General features: G+C 68.9%; 20 protein-coding genes. 9 read left to right on the forward strand and 11 right to left on the reverse strand.

Annotated features, from left to right (window positions below):
- The first annotated feature begins 200 nt into the window (after positions 1–200).
- Positions 201–1040 carry a cytochrome c gene (locus LR948_RS14810; RefSeq protein ID WP_232754856.1) on the forward strand — a complete coding sequence of 280 codons (840 nt, stop codon included), beginning with the start codon at positions 201–203 and terminating at the stop codon, positions 1038–1040.
- Positions 1041–1381: 341 nt separating this feature from the next.
- On the forward strand, positions 1382–1885 hold the full coding sequence (locus LR948_RS14815; protein ID WP_232754857.1) for a fasciclin domain-containing protein: 504 nt from the start codon (positions 1382–1384) through the stop codon (positions 1883–1885).
- A gap of 73 nt (positions 1886–1958) precedes the next feature.
- Here the strand turns inward: LR948_RS14815 and LR948_RS14820 are convergent, their stop codons facing one another.
- Both LR948_RS14820 and LR948_RS14825 read right to left on the reverse strand, forming a co-directional pair.
- Positions 1959–2240: a type II toxin-antitoxin system RelE/ParE family toxin gene (locus LR948_RS14820; RefSeq protein WP_232754858.1), complete on the reverse strand. Its 282-nt coding sequence runs from the start codon at positions 2238–2240 to the stop codon at positions 1959–1961.
- Entirely contained in the window at positions 2237–2521 is a 285-nt protein-coding gene (locus LR948_RS14825; RefSeq protein ID WP_232754859.1) for a CopG family ribbon-helix-helix protein, read from the reverse strand. Before LR948_RS14825 ends, LR948_RS14820 begins: the two co-directional genes overlap by 4 nt.
- A gap of 236 nt (positions 2522–2757) precedes the next feature.
- On the opposite strand from LR948_RS14825, the gene LR948_RS14830 reads away from it, so the two are divergent.
- Positions 2758–3858, forward strand: a complete 1101-nt coding sequence (locus LR948_RS14830; protein ID WP_232754860.1) for a hypothetical protein — start codon at positions 2758–2760, stop codon at positions 3856–3858.
- Positions 3859–4732: 874 nt separating this feature from the next.
- Entirely contained in the window at positions 4733–5161 is a 429-nt protein-coding gene (locus tag LR948_RS14835) for a PACE efflux transporter (protein WP_232754861.1), read from the forward strand.
- 199 nt (positions 5162–5360) lie between these two features.
- Here LR948_RS14835 and LR948_RS14840 read toward each other — a convergent pair whose 3' ends face one another.
- On the reverse strand, positions 5361–6593 hold the full coding sequence (locus LR948_RS14840) for a urate hydroxylase PuuD (RefSeq protein ID WP_232754862.1): 1233 nt from the start codon (positions 6591–6593) through the stop codon (positions 5361–5363).
- 105 nt (positions 6594–6698) lie between these two features.
- Here LR948_RS14840 and LR948_RS14845 point away from each other — a divergent pair, with 105 nt between their 5' ends.
- On the forward strand, positions 6699–7628 hold the full coding sequence (locus LR948_RS14845) for a LysR family transcriptional regulator (RefSeq protein ID WP_232754863.1): 930 nt from the start codon (positions 6699–6701) through the stop codon (positions 7626–7628).
- Here LR948_RS14845 and uraH read toward each other — a convergent pair.
- Positions 7625–7978, reverse strand: a complete 354-nt coding sequence (gene uraH, locus LR948_RS14850) for a hydroxyisourate hydrolase (protein ID WP_232754864.1) — start codon at positions 7976–7978, stop codon at positions 7625–7627. The genes LR948_RS14845 and uraH overlap by 4 nt on opposite strands.
- Before the next feature lie 147 nt (positions 7979–8125).
- Here uraH and puuE point away from each other — a divergent pair, with 147 nt between their 5' ends.
- The 3 genes from puuE to LR948_RS14865 are packed head-to-tail and all read left to right on the forward strand — an operon-like array spanning position 8126 to position 11496.
- Complete coding sequence (puuE, locus tag LR948_RS14855) at positions 8126–9538, forward strand: allantoinase PuuE (RefSeq protein ID WP_232754865.1); 1413 nt, start codon at positions 8126–8128, stop codon at positions 9536–9538.
- A complete protein-coding gene (locus LR948_RS14860) occupies positions 9535–10020 on the forward strand; it encodes an ureidoglycolate lyase (protein WP_232754866.1) in 486 nt (161 codons plus the stop codon). The genes puuE and LR948_RS14860 overlap by 4 nt, the downstream gene beginning before the upstream one ends.
- Before the next feature lie 51 nt (positions 10021–10071).
- Positions 10072–11496: a uracil-xanthine permease family protein gene (locus LR948_RS14865; protein WP_232754867.1), complete on the forward strand. Its 1425-nt coding sequence runs from the start codon at positions 10072–10074 to the stop codon at positions 11494–11496.
- Between the two features lie 832 nt (positions 11497–12328).
- On the opposite strand, the gene bhcD is transcribed toward LR948_RS14865, so the two are convergent.
- The 4 genes from bhcD to bhcA form a co-directional block, all read right to left on the reverse strand.
- The gene (gene bhcD / locus LR948_RS14870; RefSeq protein WP_232754868.1) at positions 12329–13294 is read right to left on the reverse strand and encodes an iminosuccinate reductase BhcD; all 966 of its coding nucleotides are present in this window, start codon (positions 13292–13294) and stop codon (positions 12329–12331) included.
- A gap of 115 nt (positions 13295–13409) precedes the next feature.
- Positions 13410–14573 carry a 3-hydroxy-D-aspartate aldolase BhcC gene (gene bhcC / locus LR948_RS14875; protein ID WP_232754869.1) on the reverse strand — a complete coding sequence of 388 codons (1164 nt, stop codon included), beginning with the start codon at positions 14571–14573 and terminating at the stop codon, positions 13410–13412.
- 81 nt (positions 14574–14654) lie between these two features.
- Positions 14655–15623, reverse strand: a complete 969-nt coding sequence (bhcB, locus tag LR948_RS14880; RefSeq protein WP_232754870.1) for a beta-hydroxyaspartate dehydratase BhcB — start codon at positions 15621–15623, stop codon at positions 14655–14657.
- Positions 15623–16813 (reverse strand): L-aspartate--glyoxylate aminotransferase BhcA, encoded by a 1191-nt coding sequence (gene bhcA, locus LR948_RS14885; protein WP_232754871.1) that lies wholly within the window; start codon positions 16811–16813, stop codon positions 15623–15625. The genes bhcB and bhcA overlap by 1 nt, the downstream gene beginning before the upstream one ends.
- A 168-nt stretch (positions 16814–16981) precedes the next feature.
- On the opposite strand from bhcA, the gene bhcR reads away from it, so the two are divergent.
- Positions 16982–17818: an HTH-type transcriptional regulator BhcR gene (gene bhcR, locus LR948_RS14890; protein ID WP_232754872.1), complete on the forward strand. Its 837-nt coding sequence runs from the start codon at positions 16982–16984 to the stop codon at positions 17816–17818.
- Between the two features lie 535 nt (positions 17819–18353).
- Here the strand turns inward: bhcR and LR948_RS14895 are convergent.
- From LR948_RS14895 to LR948_RS14905, 3 genes are all read right to left on the reverse strand, one after another.
- Positions 18354–19187 carry a bifunctional allantoicase/(S)-ureidoglycine aminohydrolase gene (locus LR948_RS14895; protein ID WP_232754873.1) on the reverse strand — a complete coding sequence of 278 codons (834 nt, stop codon included), beginning with the start codon at positions 19185–19187 and terminating at the stop codon, positions 18354–18356.
- A gap of 336 nt (positions 19188–19523) precedes the next feature.
- Positions 19524–20444 (reverse strand): SDR family NAD(P)-dependent oxidoreductase, encoded by a 921-nt coding sequence (locus LR948_RS14900; protein WP_232754874.1) that lies wholly within the window; start codon positions 20442–20444, stop codon positions 19524–19526.
- A gap of 29 nt (positions 20445–20473) precedes the next feature.
- Positions 20474–21271: an IclR family transcriptional regulator gene (locus tag LR948_RS14905; RefSeq protein WP_232754875.1), complete on the reverse strand. Its 798-nt coding sequence runs from the start codon at positions 21269–21271 to the stop codon at positions 20474–20476.
- Between the last annotated feature and the right edge of the window lie 2 nt (positions 21272–21273).

The raw sequence follows: 21273 nt of genomic DNA on the forward strand, positions 1-21273 counted from the left end.
GGGCAGGGCGCGGGGTAGGGCACGGAAACGCCTGTTAGCGGTCCTGCGTCCGGCTGGGCGCCGGGCTTTCAGACCCTCGCCAATCCAACCGCCCGACACGCGGCATCCGCACGTCCCGCGCGCAACCTTTCGTGGTATACTCCTCGCCATGGCGCAGAACGGGGGCACAACCGTCCACGCCGCGGATAGGGAGAAGACACATGCATGGACTGTCTGTGGCCGCAGCGGCCGCCTGCCTGGCGCTGCTCGCCGGGCCGGCGGCCTCGGAAAGCGCCGAGGCGCGCGGCAAATACCTTGTCGAAGGGCTCATGGGCTGCGGCAACTGCCACACCCCTCTGGGCCCCCAGGGCTTCGAGGCCGACCTCGCGCTGGGCGGGCGGCTGGTGGAGAAGAACGAGATGTTCACCGCCGTGGCCCCCAACATCACGCCCGGCGGCCGCGTCGCCGAATGGAGCGACGCCGAACTGGCCGTGGCGATCCGCGAGGGCCGGCGCCCCGACGGCAGCATCATCGGCCCGCCGATGCCCTTCGCCGTCTACCGCGGCATCTCGGACGACGACCTGGCCGCCGTCGTTGCCTACCTGCGCAGCGTGCCCGCGGTCAGCCATGATCCCGGCGTCTCGGACTACAAGATCCCGCTGCCCCCCGCCTATGGCCCGCCGGTGGAGGCGGTCATGGCCCCCGAACCTGGGGTCAGCGTGGATTACGGCGGCTACCTCGTGGCGCTGGCGCATTGCATGGAATGCCACAGCCCGATGACGCCGCAGGGCCCCGACCTGGCCGAAGGGCTCGGCCGCGGCGGCTTCGTCTTCCACGGGCCCTGGGGCACCTCGGTCGCCGCCAATATCACCAACCACGCCGACGGGCTCGCGGGCTATTCCGACGCCGAGCTGAAGATGATGATCACCGAGGGCCGCCGCGCCGACGGCGGGCAGATGCTGCCGCCGATGCCCTACAGCTTCCTGGCCAAGGCCTCGGAGGCCGATCTCGACGCCATGGTGATGTATCTGCGCACGGTGCCGGGCCAGCCCGACCCGTGAGCTTTGCGCGGGCCCCGGTCCCTCTTGTGCTAGGGGCCGGGGCGCATCGCCGGTGCGACCGTCGCGCGGCTTGCACCTGCGCGGCGCGGCTGCGATCTGCGCGGCCTTACTTGGGGTGCCGGGCGAAAAAATCACCCCGCGCGCCCCTCTCCCGATGACATGATGTCACGAAAACTTGGCTCGTCCCGCCGCAAGCTCTCGGCTTGGTTCGGGGTGACGCGAAGTCAAGGCGGCGCATTCGCCCCATGGCAGAAAAGCGCGCATGATCCTGCGCGGCTTTCGTCCGTAGTCCCCTGTGAATGCGCGGGTGCCGCGCGTTCGGATTTCACAAGGAGACTCTCATGTTCCGCAGAACCTACCTGACGCTCGCCCTGACCGCCTCCGCCGCCGTGGCCATGTCCGGCGCGGCCTTCGCCGCCGCCCATGGCAACAAGATGACCATCCTCGAGACCGCGGCCGAGGCCGGCAACTTCACCACGCTCGCCGCCGCGATCGAGGCCGCGGGCCTGGTCGAGACGCTCGAGGGCGAGGGCCCCTTCACCGTCTTCGCCCCGACCGACGAGGCCTTCGCCGCGCTGCCCGAGGGCACCGTGGAGAGCCTCCTCGAGGAAGAGAACCGCGACCAGCTGACCGCCATCCTGACCTACCACGTGGTGCCGGGCGCGGTGATGTCGGGCGACCTCTCGGACGGCATGGAAGCCGAGACCGTGCAGGGCGAGAGCATCACCGTCAGCATCGACGGCGACAGCGTGATGATCGACGGCGCGACGGTGACCAGCGCCGATATCGAAGCCTCGAACGGCGTGATCCACGTCATCGACAGCGTGATCATGCCCGAGATGTGATCGGGTGGGGCGGGGCCCGTCCCCGCCTGTTGACCTGGAAGGCGGCGCTCACTCGGGCGCCGCTTTTTTGCGCTCAGTAGCCGGTGCCTTGCCGGTTGTCCCAGAGGCGCAGGATCTCAATCCGCGTCGCGGTCACGCGGTAGATCAGCGTGAAGGGCGTTCGCGGGATCGACAGCTCGCGCAAGTCTGCGTGCAGCTCGCTTGGATGCCCGGCGTAGGGATTGGCCGCCAGCGTCTGCTGGATCGCCTTCAGATGCGCCCGGGCCTTGGCGCTGCCTTCGGGAAAGACCGAGACGTAATAGTAGCGGAACCACTGGATGTCCCGCGCGGCGTCCTCGAGGAAGACGATCTTCATGCCTCGTCGGGCGTGATGTCCGCCTTCGGGGCGGGCCCTTCATCCTCGGTGTCCCAGGTGTCGATCCAGTCGTTCATCGCTTCGGCGGAAATGAAGCGTCCCTGGTCGGCCTGCCGCAGCGCGGCCTCGAGGGCGGCGCGTTTCGTGGCCTTGGCCTCCAGCATGGCGCGGATGGCGCGGACCGCGAGCTGCGCGGGCGGGCGATCCTCAAGCGCCGCTTCCCGCTCCAGCGATTGCCGAAGCTCGTCGTCGAGGCGGATCGAATAAGGTGCGGTGCCCATGGGTGCGTCCCCTGTTGCGCAGTGTCATACAGAGTAATACGCCGTCCGGCGTGTCGCAAGCCGCACCCGGAAGGGCGGCGCATGGCGACGTCTGCGCCCACCACCCCCGCCGCGCCCAAAGGCCCCAGCCCCCTTCACATCCCGCGCCCGCGTGGCCACCTCTGCCCCTCGGGGTCCGAACCCATGGCATCTCCCCGCCGCCATGGTGTAGAGGGGGCCCCGCAAACGGAGGCGCCATGCTCACCCAGACAGAACTCGACAACCAGCTTGTGATCCACGTCTTCGGCGAGACCGACTTCACGTCCTTCGCCATCGACAAGTCGGCCTTCGACACCAGCGCCGAGCCGGTCTTCGACACGCCGGCGGGCGAGGATTACGTGCAGGTCCTGGGTACGCTCTTCGGTGGCGGCAACTGGCAGAGCCTCAAGGATCGCGTGGCCGAGAACGGGCTGCGCTACGAGGAGCTGGTGGCGCGCTCCATCGTCAGCCTGGTGGCCGGGACCGAGACCCTGCGCGCGGCGCTCGAGCGGGGCTACAACCTGATCGCCATCGGCGTCTTCCGGGCGCCGGACCGCGACGGAGCGGCGGGCTTCACCGCGCGCTTCCTCGGCACCTCGCTGACCAGCACCGCCGATCCGCATGCGCATCTCGAACTGGTGAAGGAGGGCAGCCGCGCCATGGCGCCCTTCCTGCAGGAGGACATCGACGCGGGCCGTCTTTCGGCGAAAAGCGTCGTCGCGCGGCTGATCTCCGAAGGTGACGAGGTCGAGACCGACGGCGAGGGCGCGCCCGGTGACGAAGACGACTGGGAAGGCGAGGCCGGCTTGCAGACCGCCACCTTCTTTCACGAGATGGTCACCGAGAAGGGACTCGAAAGCGTCATCATCTGCGCCTGCGATCCCGACATCGCCGAGGCCGCCGCGGGGGTCGACCGGCTGAACGTCGGGCTGGTCTCGGGCATCATCCCGACGCCTTTCGGCAGCGTCGGCTACTGGCTCTGGCAGGTCGCGCCGGACAGCGAGGCGGGTTTCCTGCAGGAGCAGTTCATCGACCTCTCGGAGTTCCCCGATCCGACCTACGACCGGATGAAACGCGCCGAGATGGTGCGCTTCCTGGTGGTCGACCGCAGCACCCAGGAGAACACCCGCGGGGTCTTCCTCGGCACCGAGAGCCTCGGGCTCGCGGGTTTCGAGGAGATGGCGCGCGAGGTCTCCGCCTCGGAGAGCGGCGTCGATTTCGAGGCCGCCTGCGCGCATGTGCTGGAGACGGTGGAGCCGCGGGATTTCCTCGACCGCGCGCAGGCGCAGGAGGCGAGCGGGAAGACGAATTTGCATTGAAGGGCGGGGCGGTCGCTGGCTGCCTGCGGTGACGCGGGTCATGCTGCAGAAGCGGGTCCTACCGGAGATTCGGGTCCTACCGGAGACGCGGGTTCTGCCGGAGACGCGGGGCGTCGTGTCAGTAAAGGCCGACCCGCAATAATCCCGTGCCCCTCTTGCGCCCGAATAGCACCGAAGGTGCCGGGCGCGCGCCGGACCGGCCCCTTGGGCCGGCGCTCCTTGGAATGGTGCGCCTAACTCACCCCTAGTCCTGACCTTGCATGGATAAAGCGCTTCGCTCGAAGGGCAGCAGCGCCGGCCCCCGGTCCGGCGCGCGCCCTCTGGTGTGCGGGGTGATAGGTGGTGGAGCGGACTTCGCCACGCCCCTCCGGTGCATAGGGTGATGGGTGGGGGGGAGCCGGGTTTCCAAACGCTGGTGCTTGCAGTGACAGGTCGGGAGCCGGGTTTCGGGACTCTGGTGCCTGGAGTGACAGGTAGGGAGCCGGGTTTCGGACTCAGGTGCCTGGTGTGACAGGTAGGCAGCCGGGTTTCGGGACTCTGGTGCTTGGAGTGACAGGTCGGGAACTGGGTTTTGCCGAGGCGGACGCCATCTTCGGCTCACCGCCAGCTTCCAGCCACCAACACCCGAGCCACCTCTCGCCAGCGCACCTGCATGCGCACCCATGCCCCCGCTCATCCCCCTCCCAACCCCGAACAATCCCCGCCACGCAACACCCGTTGTCGCCACCCGCCCCCTGCAAACCCGGCCTGCGGGCCGCCGCTCTTGAAACCCCACCCCGGGGAGCGCAGATTGCGCGGCAGGCGGGGACGGCCCCGCTTGGCCCGGAGGGGTCCGCAGGCGGGACGGCCCGACAGTCAGAAGGAGCCGCTCCCCATGCGCACCACCGCAGACCGCATCCGCCAGGCCGTCAGCTTCGAGATCATCGGGCTCGCCATCGTCACCCCGCTTTTCGCGCTGATCTTCGACCATTCGCTGGCCGAGACCGGCGTGCTCGCGCTCCTGGGCGCGACCGCGGCGACCGCCTGGAACTACCTCTTCAACCTGGGCTTCGACCATGCGCTGAAGCGCTGGCGCGGGGATCTTCACAAGACGCTGCCGCTGCGGATCCTGCATGCGGCGCTCTTCGAGGCGACGCTCCTGGTGCTGCTCCTGCCGATCTTCGCCTGGTGGCTGGCGATCTCGCTCTGGCAGGCGCTGCTGCTCGACCTGTCCTTCGCGGTCTTCTACATGGGGTATGCTTTCGTCTTCACCTGGGGCTACGACACGCTGTTCCCGCCGCAGGGCAAGGAAGGGCTGGCCTGAGCGGGAGGCCCGATGGCGGCGACGCCCGGGCAGGGTTCTGATGCGCGGGCAAGCGCACCAGTGGCGGTGCGCTAAGACCGGCGAAACCCGAGCCACCCGCACCAAGATTGCCACCGACAAGACACAAAAAAGGGCACCCCCTCCGGTGCCCTCTCACGCCTCACGAACCCAACACCGCGAAACCAACCCAGCCCCGCGCTCACCCCCCAGTCGCCGCGCGATACCAGGTGACGATCTCCGCGCGCGCCTCCTCGGACATGGCGAAGGCGCCCGGGGGCGGCATGGCGTGGCTGCGCCCGGCCTGCAGGTAGACCTCCTGGGCGTGGCGCGCGACATCGCCCTCGGTCTCGAGCACCACGCCCTTGGGCGGCCAGTGCATCCCCTCCCAGGAGGGCTCGCGGGCGTGGCACATGGAGCAATTGCCGATGACGGCGAAATAGGCGGCCTCGAAGCCCTCGGCCTCGGCAAACTGCGCCTCGGCGGGGCTGAGCGGGCGGGCCTGCGCCTCCTCGTAGCTCTCGCCCCCGGGCACGGTCGAGAGCCAGGCGATCACCAGCATGATCAAGACCGTCACGCCCCAGGTCCAATGCGGCCCCCGCCCGGTGGCATGCATGGTGTTGAAGTAATGCCGGATGGTGACCCCGGTCAGGAAGATCAGCGAGGCGATCACCCAGGCGTATTCCGTGCCGAAGGCCAGCGGGTAGTGGTTCGACAGCATCAGGAAGACCACCGGCAGCGTCAGGTAGTTGTTGTGGGTCGAGCGCAGCTTGGCGATCTTGCCGTATTTCGGATCGGGCTTGCGGCCGGCCTTGAGGTCGGCGACCACGATGCGCTGGTTCGGCATGATGATGAAAAAGACATTGGCCGTCATGATCGTCGCGGTGAAGGCGCCGAGATGCAAAAGCGCCGCGCGGCCGGTGAAGACCTGGTCGTAGCCCCAGGCCATGACCACCAGGATCGCGAAGAGGATCAGCATCAGCGCCGTCGGTGTCTCGCCGAGCCGCGACTTGCAGAGCGCGTCATAGGCCAGCCAGCCGATGGTCAGCGAGCCGCCCGAGATCAGCACCCCCTGCCAGAGCGCGAGGTCCACCTTGCCGGGATCGAGAAGGAAAAGCTCGCCGCCGACCCAGTAGACGATCATCAGAAGCGCCGCGCCGGAAAGCCAGGTCGTGTAGCTCTGCCACTTGTGCCAGGTCAGATGCTCGGGCAGCCGGTCGGGGGCCACGAGATACTTGGTGGTGTGGTAGAAACCGCCGCCATGCACCTCCCATTCCTCGCCCGAGGCGCCCTCGGGCAGGTCCGGGGCCTCGCGCAGCATGAGGTCGAGCGCGATGAAATAGAAGGAGGCCCCGATCCAGGCCATGGCGGTGATGACATGCAGCCAGCGGACCGAGAAGGCCAGCCAGTCCCAGATGATCGCCAGATCGTACATCGTCGCGCGCTCCCTCTCGGCTTCGGAATCACCGTCACCCTAGTGCAAAGCTCTTTGTTCTGGTATTTCTGACGAAAGCCAAGCAGCATCAAAAATTGCCGAATAATGTCCTATCTCGACAACGTCCGCACCTTCGTCCGCGTCTACGAGCTGGGCAGCATGTCGGCGGCGGGGCGCGACCTGCGCGTCTCTCCGGCGGTGACCTCGGCGCGGATCTCGCAGCTCGAGGATCACCTGGGCGTGCGGCTCTTCCAGCGCACCACCCGCAGCCTCGCGCCGACCGAACAGGGCAATGCCTTCTACCGCGGCGCGACCGACATCCTGGCGGCGGTGGAAAGCGCCGAGGCGCAGATCATGGACATCACCGAGAACCCGCGCGGCTCGCTTTACGTGGCCGCGCCGCTCGGCGTGGGCCGGCGGCTGATCGCGCCCCGGGTGCCGGAGTTCCTGGCCGAATACCCGCAGGTCAGCGTGCGGCTGCGGCTGACCGACCGCAAGGTCGACCTGACCACCGAAGGGCTGGACCTGGCCTTCTTCCTGGGCCAGCCCGAGGACAGCAACCTGCGCATCCGCAAGATCGCCGACGTGGAGCGGGTGCTCTGCGCCGCGCCCGACTATATCGCCGCGCGCGGGCTGCCCCGGCAGGGCGAGGACCTGGTCTCGGGCGCGCATGAATGTCTGAACCTGCGCTTTCCGGGCGCGACCGAGTTCCAGTGGCGGCTCGCCACGCCCGAGGGGCCGAAGCGCTTCCGGGTCTCGGGGCGCTACGAATCCGACGACGGGGACGTGCTGACCGACTGGGCGCTGGCGGGCCATGGCATCGCGATGAAACCGGTCTTCGAGATCGCCGAACACCTGGCTTCGGGGGCGCTGGTCCCGGTGGTGACCGAGACCCCGCCCGAGCCGATCCAGATGGCCTGCCTTTACACCCACCGGCGCGGGCAGGACCCCAAGACGCGGCTCTTCATGGATTTCGTGATCGCGCGCATTGGCGATCTGATCCGCGCGCCCGGGGCGGGCGCGCCCGCGACCTAGCTGCCGCGATAGGTCGAATAGCCGAAGGGCGAAAGCAGCAGCGGCACGTGGTAATGCGCCGCCTCCGACATGCCGAAGCGGATCGGGATCACGTCGAGAAAGCGCGGCTCTTCCGGCGGCACGCCCGCGGCGTCGAGATAGGCCCCGGCGTGGAACACCAGCTCGTAGCTGCCCTTGGCAAACTCCGCGGCCGGCAGGATCTGTTCGTCCGTGCGCCCGTCGTCATTGGTGGTCAGCGTCTTCAGGTGCTGCCGCGCCTCACCCTCGATGCGGTAGAGGTCGATCCTGAGCCCCGCCGCGGGGCATCCGCGTGCGGTGTCGAGCACATGGGTCGTCAGATATCCACTCATCGGCGTCTCTCCTCGCAGCTGGGACCGTTCTATGGTGGAGAGGTGGCACAGGCCAAGCGCCGGCGCCAGAAGGCTGCTTTTAGATTTTTTTGATAATGGCGCGGCATTTTTCGTCATATGAACGCAAGAAACCGGAGGAGTGCCAATTTGACCCGCTATCCCCGCGACATGACCGGATATGGTGCCACCCCGCCCAAGGCCGACTGGCCGGGCGGCGCGAAGATCGCCGTGCAGATCGTGCTGAACTACGAAGAGGGCGGCGAGAACAACATCCTGCACGGGGATGCGGCCTCGGAGGCCTTCCTGTCGGAGATCACCGGCGCCCAGCCCTGGCCGGGCCAGCGGCACTGGAACATGGAGACGATCTACGACTACGGCGCGCGGGCCGGGTTCTGGCGGGTGCACCGGATGCTCTCGGACCTGCCGGTCACGGTCTATGGCGTGGCCACCGCGCTGGCGCGCGGGCCCGAACAGGTCGCCGCGATGCAGGCCGCCGGCTGGGAGATTGCGAGCCACGGGCTGAAGTGGGTCGAACACAAGGACATGCCCCCCGAGGAGGAGCGCGCCCAGATCCGCGAGGCGATCCGGCTGCACACCGAGGTCACCGGGCGCGCGCCGCGCGGCTGGTACACCGGGCGCTGTTCGATGAACACCGTGGAGCTGGCCGCCGAGGAGGGCGATTTTGCCTATATCTCCGACAGTTACGCCGACGACTTGCCCTATTGGGTGAAGGCGGGCGGCAAGGATCAGCTGATCCTGCCCTACACGATGGATTGCAACGACATGCGCTTCGCGATCCAGGCGGGCTTCACCACCGGCGAGCAGTTCGAGAGCTACCTCAAGGACAGCTTCGACATGCTTTATGCCGAGGGTGAGGCGGGCGCGCCGAAGATGCTCTCGATCGGGCTGCACTGCCGGCTGATCGGGCGGCCGGGCCGGGCCATGGCGCTGAAGCGCGCCCTCGATCACATGCGCGCCCACGAGGGTGTCTGGTTCGCCACCCGCGAGGACATCGCCGAGCATTGGGCGCGCGCGCATCCCCCCGAGCACCGCGCCCGCCCCTCCGAGATGGACCGGGAGACCTTCGTCGCCGAGTTCGGCGGCATCTTCGAGCACAGCGCCTGGATCGCCGAGGGCGCCCATGCGCTGGAGCTGGGCCCCGCGCATGACAGCGCCACGGGCGTGCACAACGCGCTGGCGCGGATCTTCCGCAGCGCCGACGACAGCCGCCGCATGGGCGTGCTGACCGCGCACCCCGACCTTGCCGGCAAGCTCGCCGCCGCCAAGCGGCTGACGGCCGAATCGACCGCCGAACAGGCCTCGGCGGGGCTCGATGCGCTGACCGACGCGGAGCGCGCGGGCTTCACCGAGCTGAACGACGCCTATACCGCCAAATTCGGCTTCCCCTTCATCATCGCGGTGCGCGACCACGACAAATCCTCGATCATGGCGGCCTTCCGCGCCCGGCTCGACAACGACCGCGCCACCGAGTTCGAGACCGCCTGCGCCCAGGTCGAGCGCATCGCCGAGCTGCGCCTGCGCGAGAAGCTCGGCACATGAGCCGCGAGATCACCCTCGAGCCGCTGACCGCGGCGGCTTTCGCCCCCTTCGGCGACCTCTTGGAGGTCGCGGGGCCGCCGGACAAGCTGATCAACCAGGGGCTCTGCGGGCGGCACCATGACCGCGCGCGGCTCGATTTCGGGGACGGTCGGGCGGGCATCAGCCTCTTCGACGCCGAGCCCCGCGCGCTGCCGCTCGACCTCGAGATGGTGGAACGCCACCCCGAGGGCAGCCAGGCTTTCCTGCCGATGACGCAGGCGCCCTTCCTGGTGGTGGTGGCGCCCGACGCAGGCGGCGCGCCGGGCCAACCGCGGGCCTTCCTGACCAGCCCGGGGCAGGGCGTGAACTATCACCGGGGCACCTGGCACGGGGTGCTGACGCCCCTGTCCGCCCCGGGGCTTTTCGCGGTCGTCGACCGCATCGGCGCGGGATCCAACCTGGAGGAACATTGGTTCGACGCGCCTTATCGCATCGTCGCCTGACGAGAACCGCCGGTTGAGGAGCCGGCTGCCGCATCAAAGGGAGGGAACACCATGGCTGATGCATCCATCGGGACCGCGGAGGAGCTGCGCGACCCCAATTACACGCCGCCCATCGCACAGGCGGTGCCGCTCGGCATCCAGCACGTGCTGGCGATGTTCGTCTCGAACGTCACCCCGGCGATCATCGTCTGCGGCGCGGCGGGCTTCGGCTTCGGCTCGAACAGCCCCGACTTCCCCGAGATGATCTACATGATCCAGATGAGCATGTTCTTCGCGGGCATCGCCACGCTCTTCCAGTCGATCGGCGTGGGCCCGGTGGGCGCGCGGCTGCCGATCGTCCAGGGCACGAGCTTCGCCTTCATCCCGATCATGATCCCGCTGGTCGCGGGCAAGGGCGTCGACGCCATCGCGGTCTTGATGGGCGGCGTGCTGGTCGGCGGCCTCTTCCACGCGGTGCTGGGCCTGTTCATCGGGCGCATCCGCTTCGCGCTGCCGCCCCTGGTGACCGGCCTCGTGGTGACCATGATCGGCCTGGCGCTGGTGAAGGTCGGCATCCAGTATGCCGCGGGCGGCGTCCCGGCGATCGACACGCCGGAATACGGCTCGGCGCTGAACTGGTCGATGGCGGGCGTGGTGATCCTGGTGACCCTGGCGCTGAAGTTCTTCGCCCGGGGCATGCTGTCGCTTTCGGCTGTGCTGCTGGGGCTTCTGGCGGGCTATGCCTTCGCCTTCGTCATGGGGCAGGTGAACCTCGGCAATGTCGGCCGCGCGGCGAGCTTCGCGCTGCCCGATCCGCTGCACTTCGGGCTCGAGTTCTCGGTCGCGGCGATCCTGGGCTTCTGCCTCATGGCCTTCGTCTCGGCGGTCGAGACGGTGGGTGACGTCTCGGGCATCACCAAGGGCGGCGCGGGCCGCGAGGCCACCGACCGCGAGATCCAGGGCGCGACCTATGCCGACGGTTTCGGCACCGCGATCTCGGGGCTCTTCGGGGCGCTGCCCAACACCTCCTTCAGCCAGAACGTCGGGCTGATCGCCATGACCGGCGTGATGAGCCGCCACGTGGTGACCATCGGGGCGCTCTTCCTGATCGCCTGCGGGCTGGTGCCGAAGATCGGCGCGGTGATCTCCTCGGTGCCGATCGAGGTGCTGGGCGGCGGCGTGATCGTGATGTTCGGCATGGTGGTCGCGGCGGGCATCTCGATGCTGTCGGATGTGACCTGGAACCGCCGCAACATGGTGATCTTCGCGATTGCCCTGTCGCTGGGCCTGGGCCTGCAGCTCGAGCCCAACGCGCTGCAATACCTGCCGGGCACGCTGAAGGTGCTGGCGACCTCGGGCATCCTGCCCGCGGCGCTGATCGCCATCGTGCTGAACCTGGTGCTGCCCGAGGAGCTGTCCGGTGAGAGCACCGAGGAGGTCTCGGGCGGCATGTCCGGCCACGCGCGCGGCAGCTTCACCCGCGACGAACGCGGGTGAGGTCAGGGCGGGGGGCCTTTCGAGGGCCCTCGCTTGCGCCGGGGTGCGGTGGTGGTGCGGTTTAGGCCGGGCGGGAGACGATGGGTGCTGATCTCTCACGCTTGGCCCGGCGCGCGCCGCACCCCGCGCCTTGGCGCCAACGACAAAAGGCGGCGCTCTGTGCGCCGCCTTTTGTCGTTCTGGGGCTGCTTTCACGGCCCACTGAGCGTGGACTGCGGCGAAGTGCGGACCGCTGCCCTTCGTCGCGACCACAAGCGATTGAACATTCGCTTAGCTCCACCCGCCGTCAGGCCGCCCTAACCACAACCACCCCATTCAGTGCATCGCGCCGTCCCATCCACCCGCTGCGCCCGGACCGCGCCGCAGGCGCAGGGCGCGCGCCGGACCGACCCGGCGGTCTGGCGCTCTTGTGGGCGGTCTGCGCCGTTCGACGGGCGGAGGAACATGGCATCCATAAATCGCATCGCTCAGAGGTCGGCCGCGCCGTCCCATCCACCCGCTGCGCCCGGACCGCGCCGCAGGCGCAGGGCGCGCGCCGGACCGGCCCGGCGGTCTGGCGCTCTTGTGGGCGGCGCGCGCCATTCGTCCGATAGAGGAACATGGCCGCCATAAAGCGCGTCGCTCAGAGGTCGGCAGCGCCAGCCCCCGGTCCGCCGCGCGCCCTGCGCCTGCGGCTGGCGTGGGATGTGCTGCGCGGTCTAAGCGGGTTGCTGACGGATGAGCGGGACACCCACGGTAGGCCATCGTCCAAACCCGTCCCCCTCAAAAACAAAACGGCCGGGCATTCGCCCGGCCATCCCGCCTCGCTCCAAACCGCGAGAAAGCCTCCGCGTCAGACCTCCACCTCGATCGCCACGCCTTTCTCCACCGCCAGGTCCACCACGGCGGCGGCGACGGCGAGGTCCTGCAGCCCGACCCCGGTGCCGTCGAACAGCGTGATCTCCTCGTCCGAGCGGCGCCCGGGGTCGTCGCCGTTGATCACCGCACCGAGCGTCTGGATGTCGCCCTCGCCGATCAGCCCCGAGGCCACCGCGTGCTGCGCCTCGCCGAGGCTCACTGCCTGCGCCACCTCGTCGGTGAAGACCCGGGCACGGGCCAGGAGCGCCGGGTCGACCTCCTGCTTGCCCTTGGTGTCGGTGCCCATGCAGGCCAGATGCGTGCCGGGCGCCACCTGGTCGGCCCCGAGGATCGCCGCGAAGGAGGAGGTGATCGAGACGATCACATCCGCCGCATGCATCTCGTCCAGCTCGACCGCCTGGAAGGGCACGCCGGCGCCGCGGGCGACCTCTTCGAGGCCGGGCAGCATCTCGGGGTGCAGGTTCCAGCCGATCACCTTCTCGAAGGCGCGCTGTTCGAGCGCCGCGCGCAGCTGGAACTTCGCCTGGTGGCCCGCGCCGATCATGCCGAGGACCCGCGCGTCGCGCCGCGCCAGGTGCCGGATCGAGACCGCCGAGGCCGCCGCCGTCCGCAGCGCGGTCAGAAGATTGCCGCCGACCATGGCCCGGGGCCGCCCGGTGTCGGGATCGAAAAGGAAGACCGTCGACTGGTGGTTGATGATCCCCTTTGTTTCGAGATTGTTCGGCCAGTAGCCCCCGGCCTTCAGCCCCAGCGTCAGGCCCGAGCGGTCGAAACCGCCCTTGAAGCCGTAGAGCGCGTCCTCGTGGCCCAGGGCCTCGCGCACCACGGGGAAGTTGTAGGCCTGGCCCGCGGCCATGGCGGCGAAGACCGCCTCGACGGCGTCAAAGGCCGCCTCGCGGGTCATCAGGTCGGCGATCTCGTGCTCGGGCACGATCAGCATGTCTGTCCTCCGTCCGAAATTCGTGCGTCCGCGCGCCACCGCCGGAGGGCGGGCATACGCCGCGGACGGCTTCCCGGCCCCTCGCGGGCCGGGCCCTCCAGATTGCGCGGGGGCCTCAGTAGGCCTTGCCGCGCGCCGAGACCGGCCAGAGCGTCTCGACCTTGCCGCCCCGCACGCCGACGTACCAGTCGTGCACATTGGCGGTCGGGTCGCAGTGGCCGGGCACCAGGCGCAGCTTCTCTCCGACCTTGAGGACGCCCTCGGGGTCGGCGATCACCCCGTGTTCGTCCGAGCATTTCACGTATTCCACGTCGGTGCGGCCGAAGATCACCGGCAGCCCGCTGTCGACCGATTGCGCCTTGAGGCCGGCGTCACAGATCGCCTTCTCCGCCTTGGCGTGGCTCATCACCTGCGTCAGGAGGAACATCGCGTTCTCCCATTCGCCCTGGTCGATGCGCTTGCCCTCGGCGTCGAGGATGCGGCCGTAATCGGCATCCATGAAGGCATAGGAGCCGCATTGCAGCTCATTGTAGACGCCCGAATTGCTCTCGAAATAATACGACCCGGTACCGCCGCCGCCGACGATGTCGCAGGAGAGGCCCTTGTCCTTCAGCCCGTCCACGGCGTCCTTTACCATGGCGACCGCCACGTCGATCTTGGCCTTGCGATCCTCGTAGCTGTCGAGGTGTTGCATGGCACCCTGGTAGGCCTGGATGCCGGCGAACTTCAGCCCCGGCGCGGCGTCGATGGCCTCTGCGATCTCGATCACCGCAGGCGTGGTGGTCACGCCGCAGCGGCCCGCGCCGCAGTCGATCTCGACCAGGCATTCGATCTCGGTGCCGTGCTTTTCGGCCGCCGCCGAAAGCTCGGCCACATTGGCCAGGTCATCGACGCAGCAGATCGTCCGCGCGCCGAGCTTCGGCATCCGCGCCAGCCGGTCGATTTTCTGCGGGTCGCGCACCTGGTTCGAGACCAGCACGTCGGTGATCCCGCCCCGGGCGAAGACCTCGGCCTCGGAGACCTTCTGGCAGCAGACCCCGCAGGCGCCGCCCAGCTCGACCTGGAGCTTCGCCACGTCGACGGATTTGTGCATCTTGCCGTGCACCCGGTGGCGCATGCCATGGGCGCGGGCGTAATCGCCCATCTTCTTGATGTTGCGTTCGAGCGCGTCGAGGTCGAGCACCAGGCAGGGGGTCTGGATCTCGTCCGCCGACATGCCGGGCAGGGCGGGGACGTCGAAGCCGACCTCGAGGTCGGAAAGCGAGAGGGGGGCGTTCATGGGGCGTCTCCTGTTGTCAGGTCTGTCTCGGTTTGCGCGGGGCCCGGGCGCGAAGCCCGGCCCTCGCTTTGGAAAGAGTGCTCAGCCCGCCATCCAGGGCAGGCGGTCGAGGTCGACATTGCCGCCGGTCACGACCACACCGACGCGCTTGCCGGCGAAGCGCTCGCGGTTCTTCAGGATCACCGCCAGGGGCACCGCGCAGGAGGGCTCCATGACGATCCGCAGGTATTTCCACGTGATCTTCATGGCCTCGACGATCTCTTCCTCCGAGGCGGTGAGGATGTCGCTGACGTGGTTCGACACGAAGTGCCAGGTCAGGTCCTTGAGCGGCACCTTCAGCCCGTCGGCGATGGTCTCGGGCGCGTCGTCGGCGATGATATGCCCGGCCTTGAAACTGCGCATCGCGTCGTCGGCCTGCTCGGGCTCGGCGGCGATGATCTGCACCTCGGGCGCCAGGGTCGAGAGCGTCAGGCAGGTGCCCGAGATCATGCCGCCGCCGCCGATCGGCGCGGTGACGATGTCGAGCCCCTCGGTCTGTTCCATCAGCTCCTTCGAGCAGGTGCCCTGGCCCGCGATCACGCGCGGATCGTTGTAGGGATGCACGAACTCGCCGCCGGTCTCCTGCTGGACGCGGGCGAAGACCTCCTCGCGCGAGGAGGTCGAGGGCTCGCATTCGGTGACCTGGCCGCCGTAGCGCCGCACCGCGTCCTTCTTGGCCTGGGGCGCGGTCTTCGGCATGACCACGTTGCAGGGGATGCCGCGCCGCCCGGCGGCATAGCTCAGACAGAGCGCGTGGTTGCCCGAGCTGTGCGTCGCCACGCCCAGCCTGGCCTGGTCCTCGTCGAGGCCGAAGACCGCGTTCGAGGCGCCGCGCACCTTGAAGGCGCCGGGCTCCTGCAGGTTCTCGCATTTGAAGAACAGCTTCGCGCCGGTCAGATCGTCCAGGTGATCCGAGGTCAGCACCGGGGTGCGGCGGATATGCGGGCGGATGCGGTCGTGCGCGGCCAGCATGTCCTCGTAGGTCGGGATATACATCGGGGCATCCTTCATCAGGCGGCGTCCTTGTGCAGCAGCGCCGGGTGGCCGCGGTAGTAGTCCTGCGCCGCCGCGACGCCGGAGCCCAGGGTAATCTCGAGCCCGAGGTCCTTCATGCACATCTCCGCCGTGGCGATGCCCGAGAGGGTCATCACGTCGGTGAGGCTGCCGAGGTGGCCGATGCGGAAGACCTTGCCCGCGACCTCGCCGAGGCCGACGCCGAAGGCCACGCCATAGGTCTCGGCGGCATGGGTGACGATGCGCGTGGCGTCGAAGCCATCAGGCGTGCGGATCGCGCTGACGGTGTCGGAATAGACCTCGGGCGAGGTGGCACAAAGCTCGAGCCCCCAGGCCGCGACCGCGGCGCGGACACCCTCGGCGATGCGGTGGTGACGGGCGAAGACATTCTCCAGCCCCTCTGCGAGCAGCATCCCGCAGGCCTCGTTCAGCCCGTTCATCAGCCCCACGGCGGGGGTATAGGGATAGGCGCTGTTGGCGTAGCCCTTGGCCATGTCGTGCACGTCGAAGAAGGTGCGCGGCAGGCGGGCGGTCCTGGTGGCCTCCATGGCGCGCGCCGAGAAGCCGGTGATCGCGAGGCCCGCGGGCAGCATGAAGCCCTTCTGCGAGCCGGTGACCGCGACATCGACGCCCCAGTCGTCGAAGCGGAAGTCCATCGAGCCGATGGAGCTGACGCCGTCGACGAAAAGGAGCGCGGGATGGCCCGCCGCATCCATCGCCCGGCGCACCGCGCCGATGTCCGAGCGCACGCCGGTCGCCGTCTCGTTGTGGGTGGCGAGCACGGCCTTGATCTCATGGCCTGTGTCGGCGCTCAGGATCTCTGCGTAGCGGTCGGCGGGGATGCCCGCGCCCCAGGGGGTCTCGACGATCTCCACCTCGAGCCCGTGGCGCTGGCACATGTCGATCCAGCGGTGGCTGAACATGCCGTTCCGCGCCGCCAGCACCTTGTCGCCGGGCGAGAGCGTGTTGCTCAGCGCCGTCTCCCAGCCGCCGGTGCCGGTCGCGGGGAAGATGAAGACCTCGGCGCTGTCGCTCTTCAGGATCCGCCGCACACCCGCGCGGGCGGGGTGCAGGATCTCGCCGAAGAGCGGCGAGCGGTGGTCGATCGTCGGCATGTCGCAGGCCTTGCGCAGCCGTTCGGGGATATTGGTCGGCCCCGGAATGAAAACCGGATTCTGAAAGCTCATCGGTGACTCCCTCCGTCGATGCAGACAGGATACGCCGGGGCGCGTCTCGGGGAAATTTTTTTAAAACCATTTTTCAGAAATGCGGGTGGCGGGATTTTTCGCCCGTTGTCAGGGGTTTGCGTTTTTCATATCGTGGGGGCGTTTTTCAGGGAAATGCGAAGGTGTGTCATGGAGAACCCGAAGACCGGCGCCCGGCGGGCCCGGGGGCGGCCGCGCCACTGGGACGACAAGACCGATCAGAACGTCATCAAGTCGCTCGATCGGGCGATGGAAGTCTTCGAGTTCCTGAGCGAGGCCCAGGGCAAGGCGCTGACCGTGATCGCCGCCGAGATGGGCCAGTCGCCGGCCACGGTCTACCGCATCCTGATCACCCTCGAGGGGCGCGGGCTGGTCGAATTCGACGCCGAGGAGCAGCTCTGGCACATCGGCCCGCGCGCCTTCGTGATCGGCGCGCGTTTCCTGCGCCGCACGAGCCTGGTCGACCGCGCCCGCCCGGTCCTCCGCAAGCTCATGGAGACCACCGGCGAGACCGCCAACCTCGGGGTCGAACGCGAGGGCTCGGTGCTCTTCCTGAGCCAGGTCGAGACCCATGCCAGCATCCGCGCCTTCTTCCCACCGGGGACGCTTTCGCCGATGCATGCATCGGGGATCGGCAAGGCGCTCCTGGCGCATATGGACGCCGCGCGGCTCGACCGGCGGCTGGCCGAGGGCGGTCTCGGGGCCTTCACCGGCCGGACGATCACCGCGCCCGAGGCGCTGCGGGCGGATCTGGCCGAGATCCGCGCCCGGGGCTACGCGGTGGACGACGAGGAGAAGAACGCCGGGATGCGCTGCATCGCGGCGCCGGTCTTCGACATGACCGGCGAGGCGGTGGCCGGGATCTCCGTCTCCGGCCCGACGAGCCGGGTCGCGCGGGAAGAGATCGCCCGCTTGAGCGCCGCCGTCATGGCCGCCGCGCGCGAGCTGAGCGCCGCGGTGGGCGGGACGGTTGGGGGTGAGGGGTGAGGGCGGGGCTCCAAGTGAGGTGAGATAGCGCTGGCTATGCGGAGTGAATCGCGGCTGGCTGCCCGGAGGATGCCGAGGAAGCGGAAGCGCGCGAGTAGCGATGAGTGAGGGTTTCCGAGGGGGCTTGAAACGAAGCCCTCCAGCGCGAGGCAGCCCTGCCAACCTAGGAGCAGCTTGGTCCCGCAGTCACCGCGCTCCCCTTGCGCCCGAATAGCATCGAAGATGCCGGGCGCGCGCCGGACCGGCCCCTTGGGCCGGCGCTCCTGTGAGTGGTGCGCCTAACTCACCCCTAGCCCTGACCTTGCCGGGATAAAGCGCCTCGCTCAGAGGTCGGCAGCGCCGGCCCCCGGTCCGGCGCGCGCCCTCTGGTGTGCGGGGTGAGAGGGGGCGGGCGTTGAGGTCTCGCCTGCCTTGTGGCGGTTCTTCTGCGTTTGCATTGGGTCGGAGTTGGGCTTCTGCTCTTTGGCAGGCAAAAAGCATCAAAGGCGACGGCCACGACGCTCAAGCGAGCACCAAAACCGCCCCCGCTACCCCCTCACCGCCCTCCGCGCGGCCGCAGCGGCATGTGCCGGTTCACGTCCTTGTAGAGCAGATACCGGAACGGCCCCGGGCCGCCGGCGTAGCAGGCCTGCGGGCAGAAGGCGCGCAGCCACATGAAGTCGCCGGCCTCGACCTCGACCCAGTCGCGGTTCAGCCGGTAGACCGCCTTGCCCTCGAGCACGTAGAGCCCGTGCTCCATCACATGGGTCTCGAGGAAGGGGATCACCGCGCCGGGCTGCAGCGTGACGATGGTCACATGCATGTCGTGGCGCAGATCGGTGGGATCGACGAAGCGCGTGGTGGCCCAGCGGCCCTCGGTGCCGGGCATGGGCGCGGGGGCGATGTCGGCCTCGTTCAGGACCAGCGGCTCGGGCGCCGAGAGCCCCGGCGCGGGCTCATAGGCCTTGCGGATCCAGTGGAAGCGCAGCGTCTCCGTCCCCCGGTTCCAGAGCGTCCATCCCGAGGAGGGCGGCAGATAGGCGTAGCCCCCCGGGGTCAGCTCGTGGGTCTCGCCGCCGACCTCGAGAAGCGCGCTGCCTGCGACGACGAACAGCACACCCTCGGCCTCGGGATCGCTTTCGGGGGCGTCGGAGCCGCCGGCAGGGGCGACCTCCATGATGTATTGCGAGAAGGTCTCGGAGAAGCCGCTCATCGGGCGGGCCAGCACCCAGAGGCGGGTGCCCTCCCAGCCGGGCAGGAAGCTCGTCACGATGTCGCGCATGGTGCCGCGGGGCAGCACGGCATAGGCCTCGGTGAAGACCGCGCGGTCGGTCAGGAGCTGGTCCTGGCCGGGGTGGCCGCCGGTCGGGGCGTAATAGGGGACACTCATCGCGGCTCCGGGCTTGGGGGATGGATGTGCCCGATAATGGCCCCCGCGCGCGCGGGCTGCCACCCGGCGCGGGGCGGGAAGTCTTTTCGGGAAGTTTTGATAATGGCGGGCGGCTCTTTTTCGACGCCTAAGAATGTGGGCGGGCCGTGAGGCGGGCTTTGAGTGCGTGAGGTACTTTGAAATTCAGGCACCCAGCCGACCGTGAGGCGGACGGCGGTGCAGTCCAGAAGCCAAAACCAAACGCCTGCCAATTCTCAGCCTGCCGAAGGCGAACCCCTTACCGCCCGCACAAATCAAACCGCGCGCCCGAGGCTCCCCCCGGGCGCGCAAATCCCCTCAGACCGGATCCCAGGAGAACACATCCGCCGAGACGTCCAGCGGCAGGAAGTTCGACCGGAGCGCCGGGATCGCCCGGGCGCCGACGCTGTCGATGTCCCAGCCCGCGTCGCCCGCATGGACCGAGCGCATCGGCCGCGGCTGCGACATCAGGAAGATCTCGTTGTTGCGCACCGCGAAGATCTGCCCGGTGACGTCCTCGGCGGCATCCGAGGCGAGATAGAGCGCGAGCGGCGCGATCTTCGCGGGCACCATCTCCCGCAGCTTGGCCACGCGGGCCTCCTGCTCGGGGCTGTCGACCTTGATCGAAGAGGTCATCCGGCTCCAGGCAAACGGCGTGATGCAGTTCGAGCGCACGTTCCAGCGCTTGAGGTCCAGCGCCATGCTCTTGGAGAGCGCCGCCACGCCCAGCTTGGCGGCCGAGTAATTCGCCTGGGCGTAGTTGCCGATCAGCCCCGAGGCCGAGGTCATGTTGATGATCGAGCCGGAATACTGCTCGCGAAAGACCTCGGAGGCGGCGCGGCTGACGTTGAAGGCCCCGTAGAGATGCACCTTCACCACTGCGTCGAAGTTCTCGTAGGTCATCTTGTGGAAGAAGCCGTCGCGCAGGATGCCGGCGTTGTTGATCACCGCGTCGAGCCGCCCAAAGGCCTGGGTGGCCTGGGCGACCATGGCCTGCGCGCCTTCGGGGTCCGAGACGTCGTCGCCATTGGCGACCGCGCGCCCGCCGGCGGCCTCGATCTCGGCGACCACCTCGTCGGCGGCGCTGGTCTCGGCCTCGCCGGTCAGCGAGGCGCCGAGGTCGTTGACCACCACGCTGGCGCCGGCCTTGCCGGCCTCGGTGGCCAAGGCGCGGCCGATCCCGGCGCCCGCGCCGGTGATGAGGATGACCTTTCCGGTCAGCGGCAGTTGATTGGACATGGTTCCTCCCTGGACGTCCTGCAAAAGGCTCATTCGGCGGCCTGGCCCGCGCGCGAGGGCGCGCGGCGGCCGAAGATGTTGCGTTCCACCTGGCCGGCGGCGTCGACCAGCTGGGCCGCGACGGCTGTCAGGTCCGCGGGCTCGTGCTGGCCGGTGATGGTGATGCTGCTCATCCCGAGCCGCGGCGTGCCCTCGGCGTCGCGGGCCACGGCGGCGACGATCTCGAGCCCGCGGAAGAGGTTGCCGTGGTCGAAGGCCGCGCCGCTCTCGCGGGCCTGGGCGACATCGGCCCAGTAGCTCTCGAAGCCCGGGGCCTTCTGCCAGCGCACGCTGTCGTAGCCGCGCCGCGCCTCGGCCTCGGAGAGATCCAGCGCGGCGGCATAGCAGCGCCCGATGGCGCCCGCGAAGACCGGCAGGCGGCTGTTCTGCGACATCATCGCCTGCACGATGCGCGGGGCGGTGAAGCGGTCGATCAGCACGATGCGCTCCGAGGCGGTGATCTGCCAGAGCGCCAGCATGACCTGCTGGCTCTGGGCGATCTCGTTCATCAGCGGGCGAATCAGGTCCGCGGGATTGGCCCCGAGGATCGGCGCGACGACCTCCATGAGGCCCATGCCGATCCGGTAGGTCTTGTCCTCGGGGTCGAAGCTCAGCAGCCCCTCGTGGCTGAGCGTGCGCAAGATGTTGAAGGCAGACGAGACGTTCAGCCCGGTCTCGCGGGCGATCTGCGTGGCTCCCATGGGCGCGCCGCGCGCCGCCAGGAGCCGCAGGATGGCGGTCGCGTTCTGGACGGCGGGCACGGATTTTTGACGCGGCTGATCGGCCATGA

The sequence above is a fragment of the Roseivivax sp. GX 12232 genome (genome assembly GCF_021272185.1).
Taxonomy (GTDB): domain Bacteria; phylum Pseudomonadota; class Alphaproteobacteria; order Rhodobacterales; family Rhodobacteraceae; genus Roseivivax.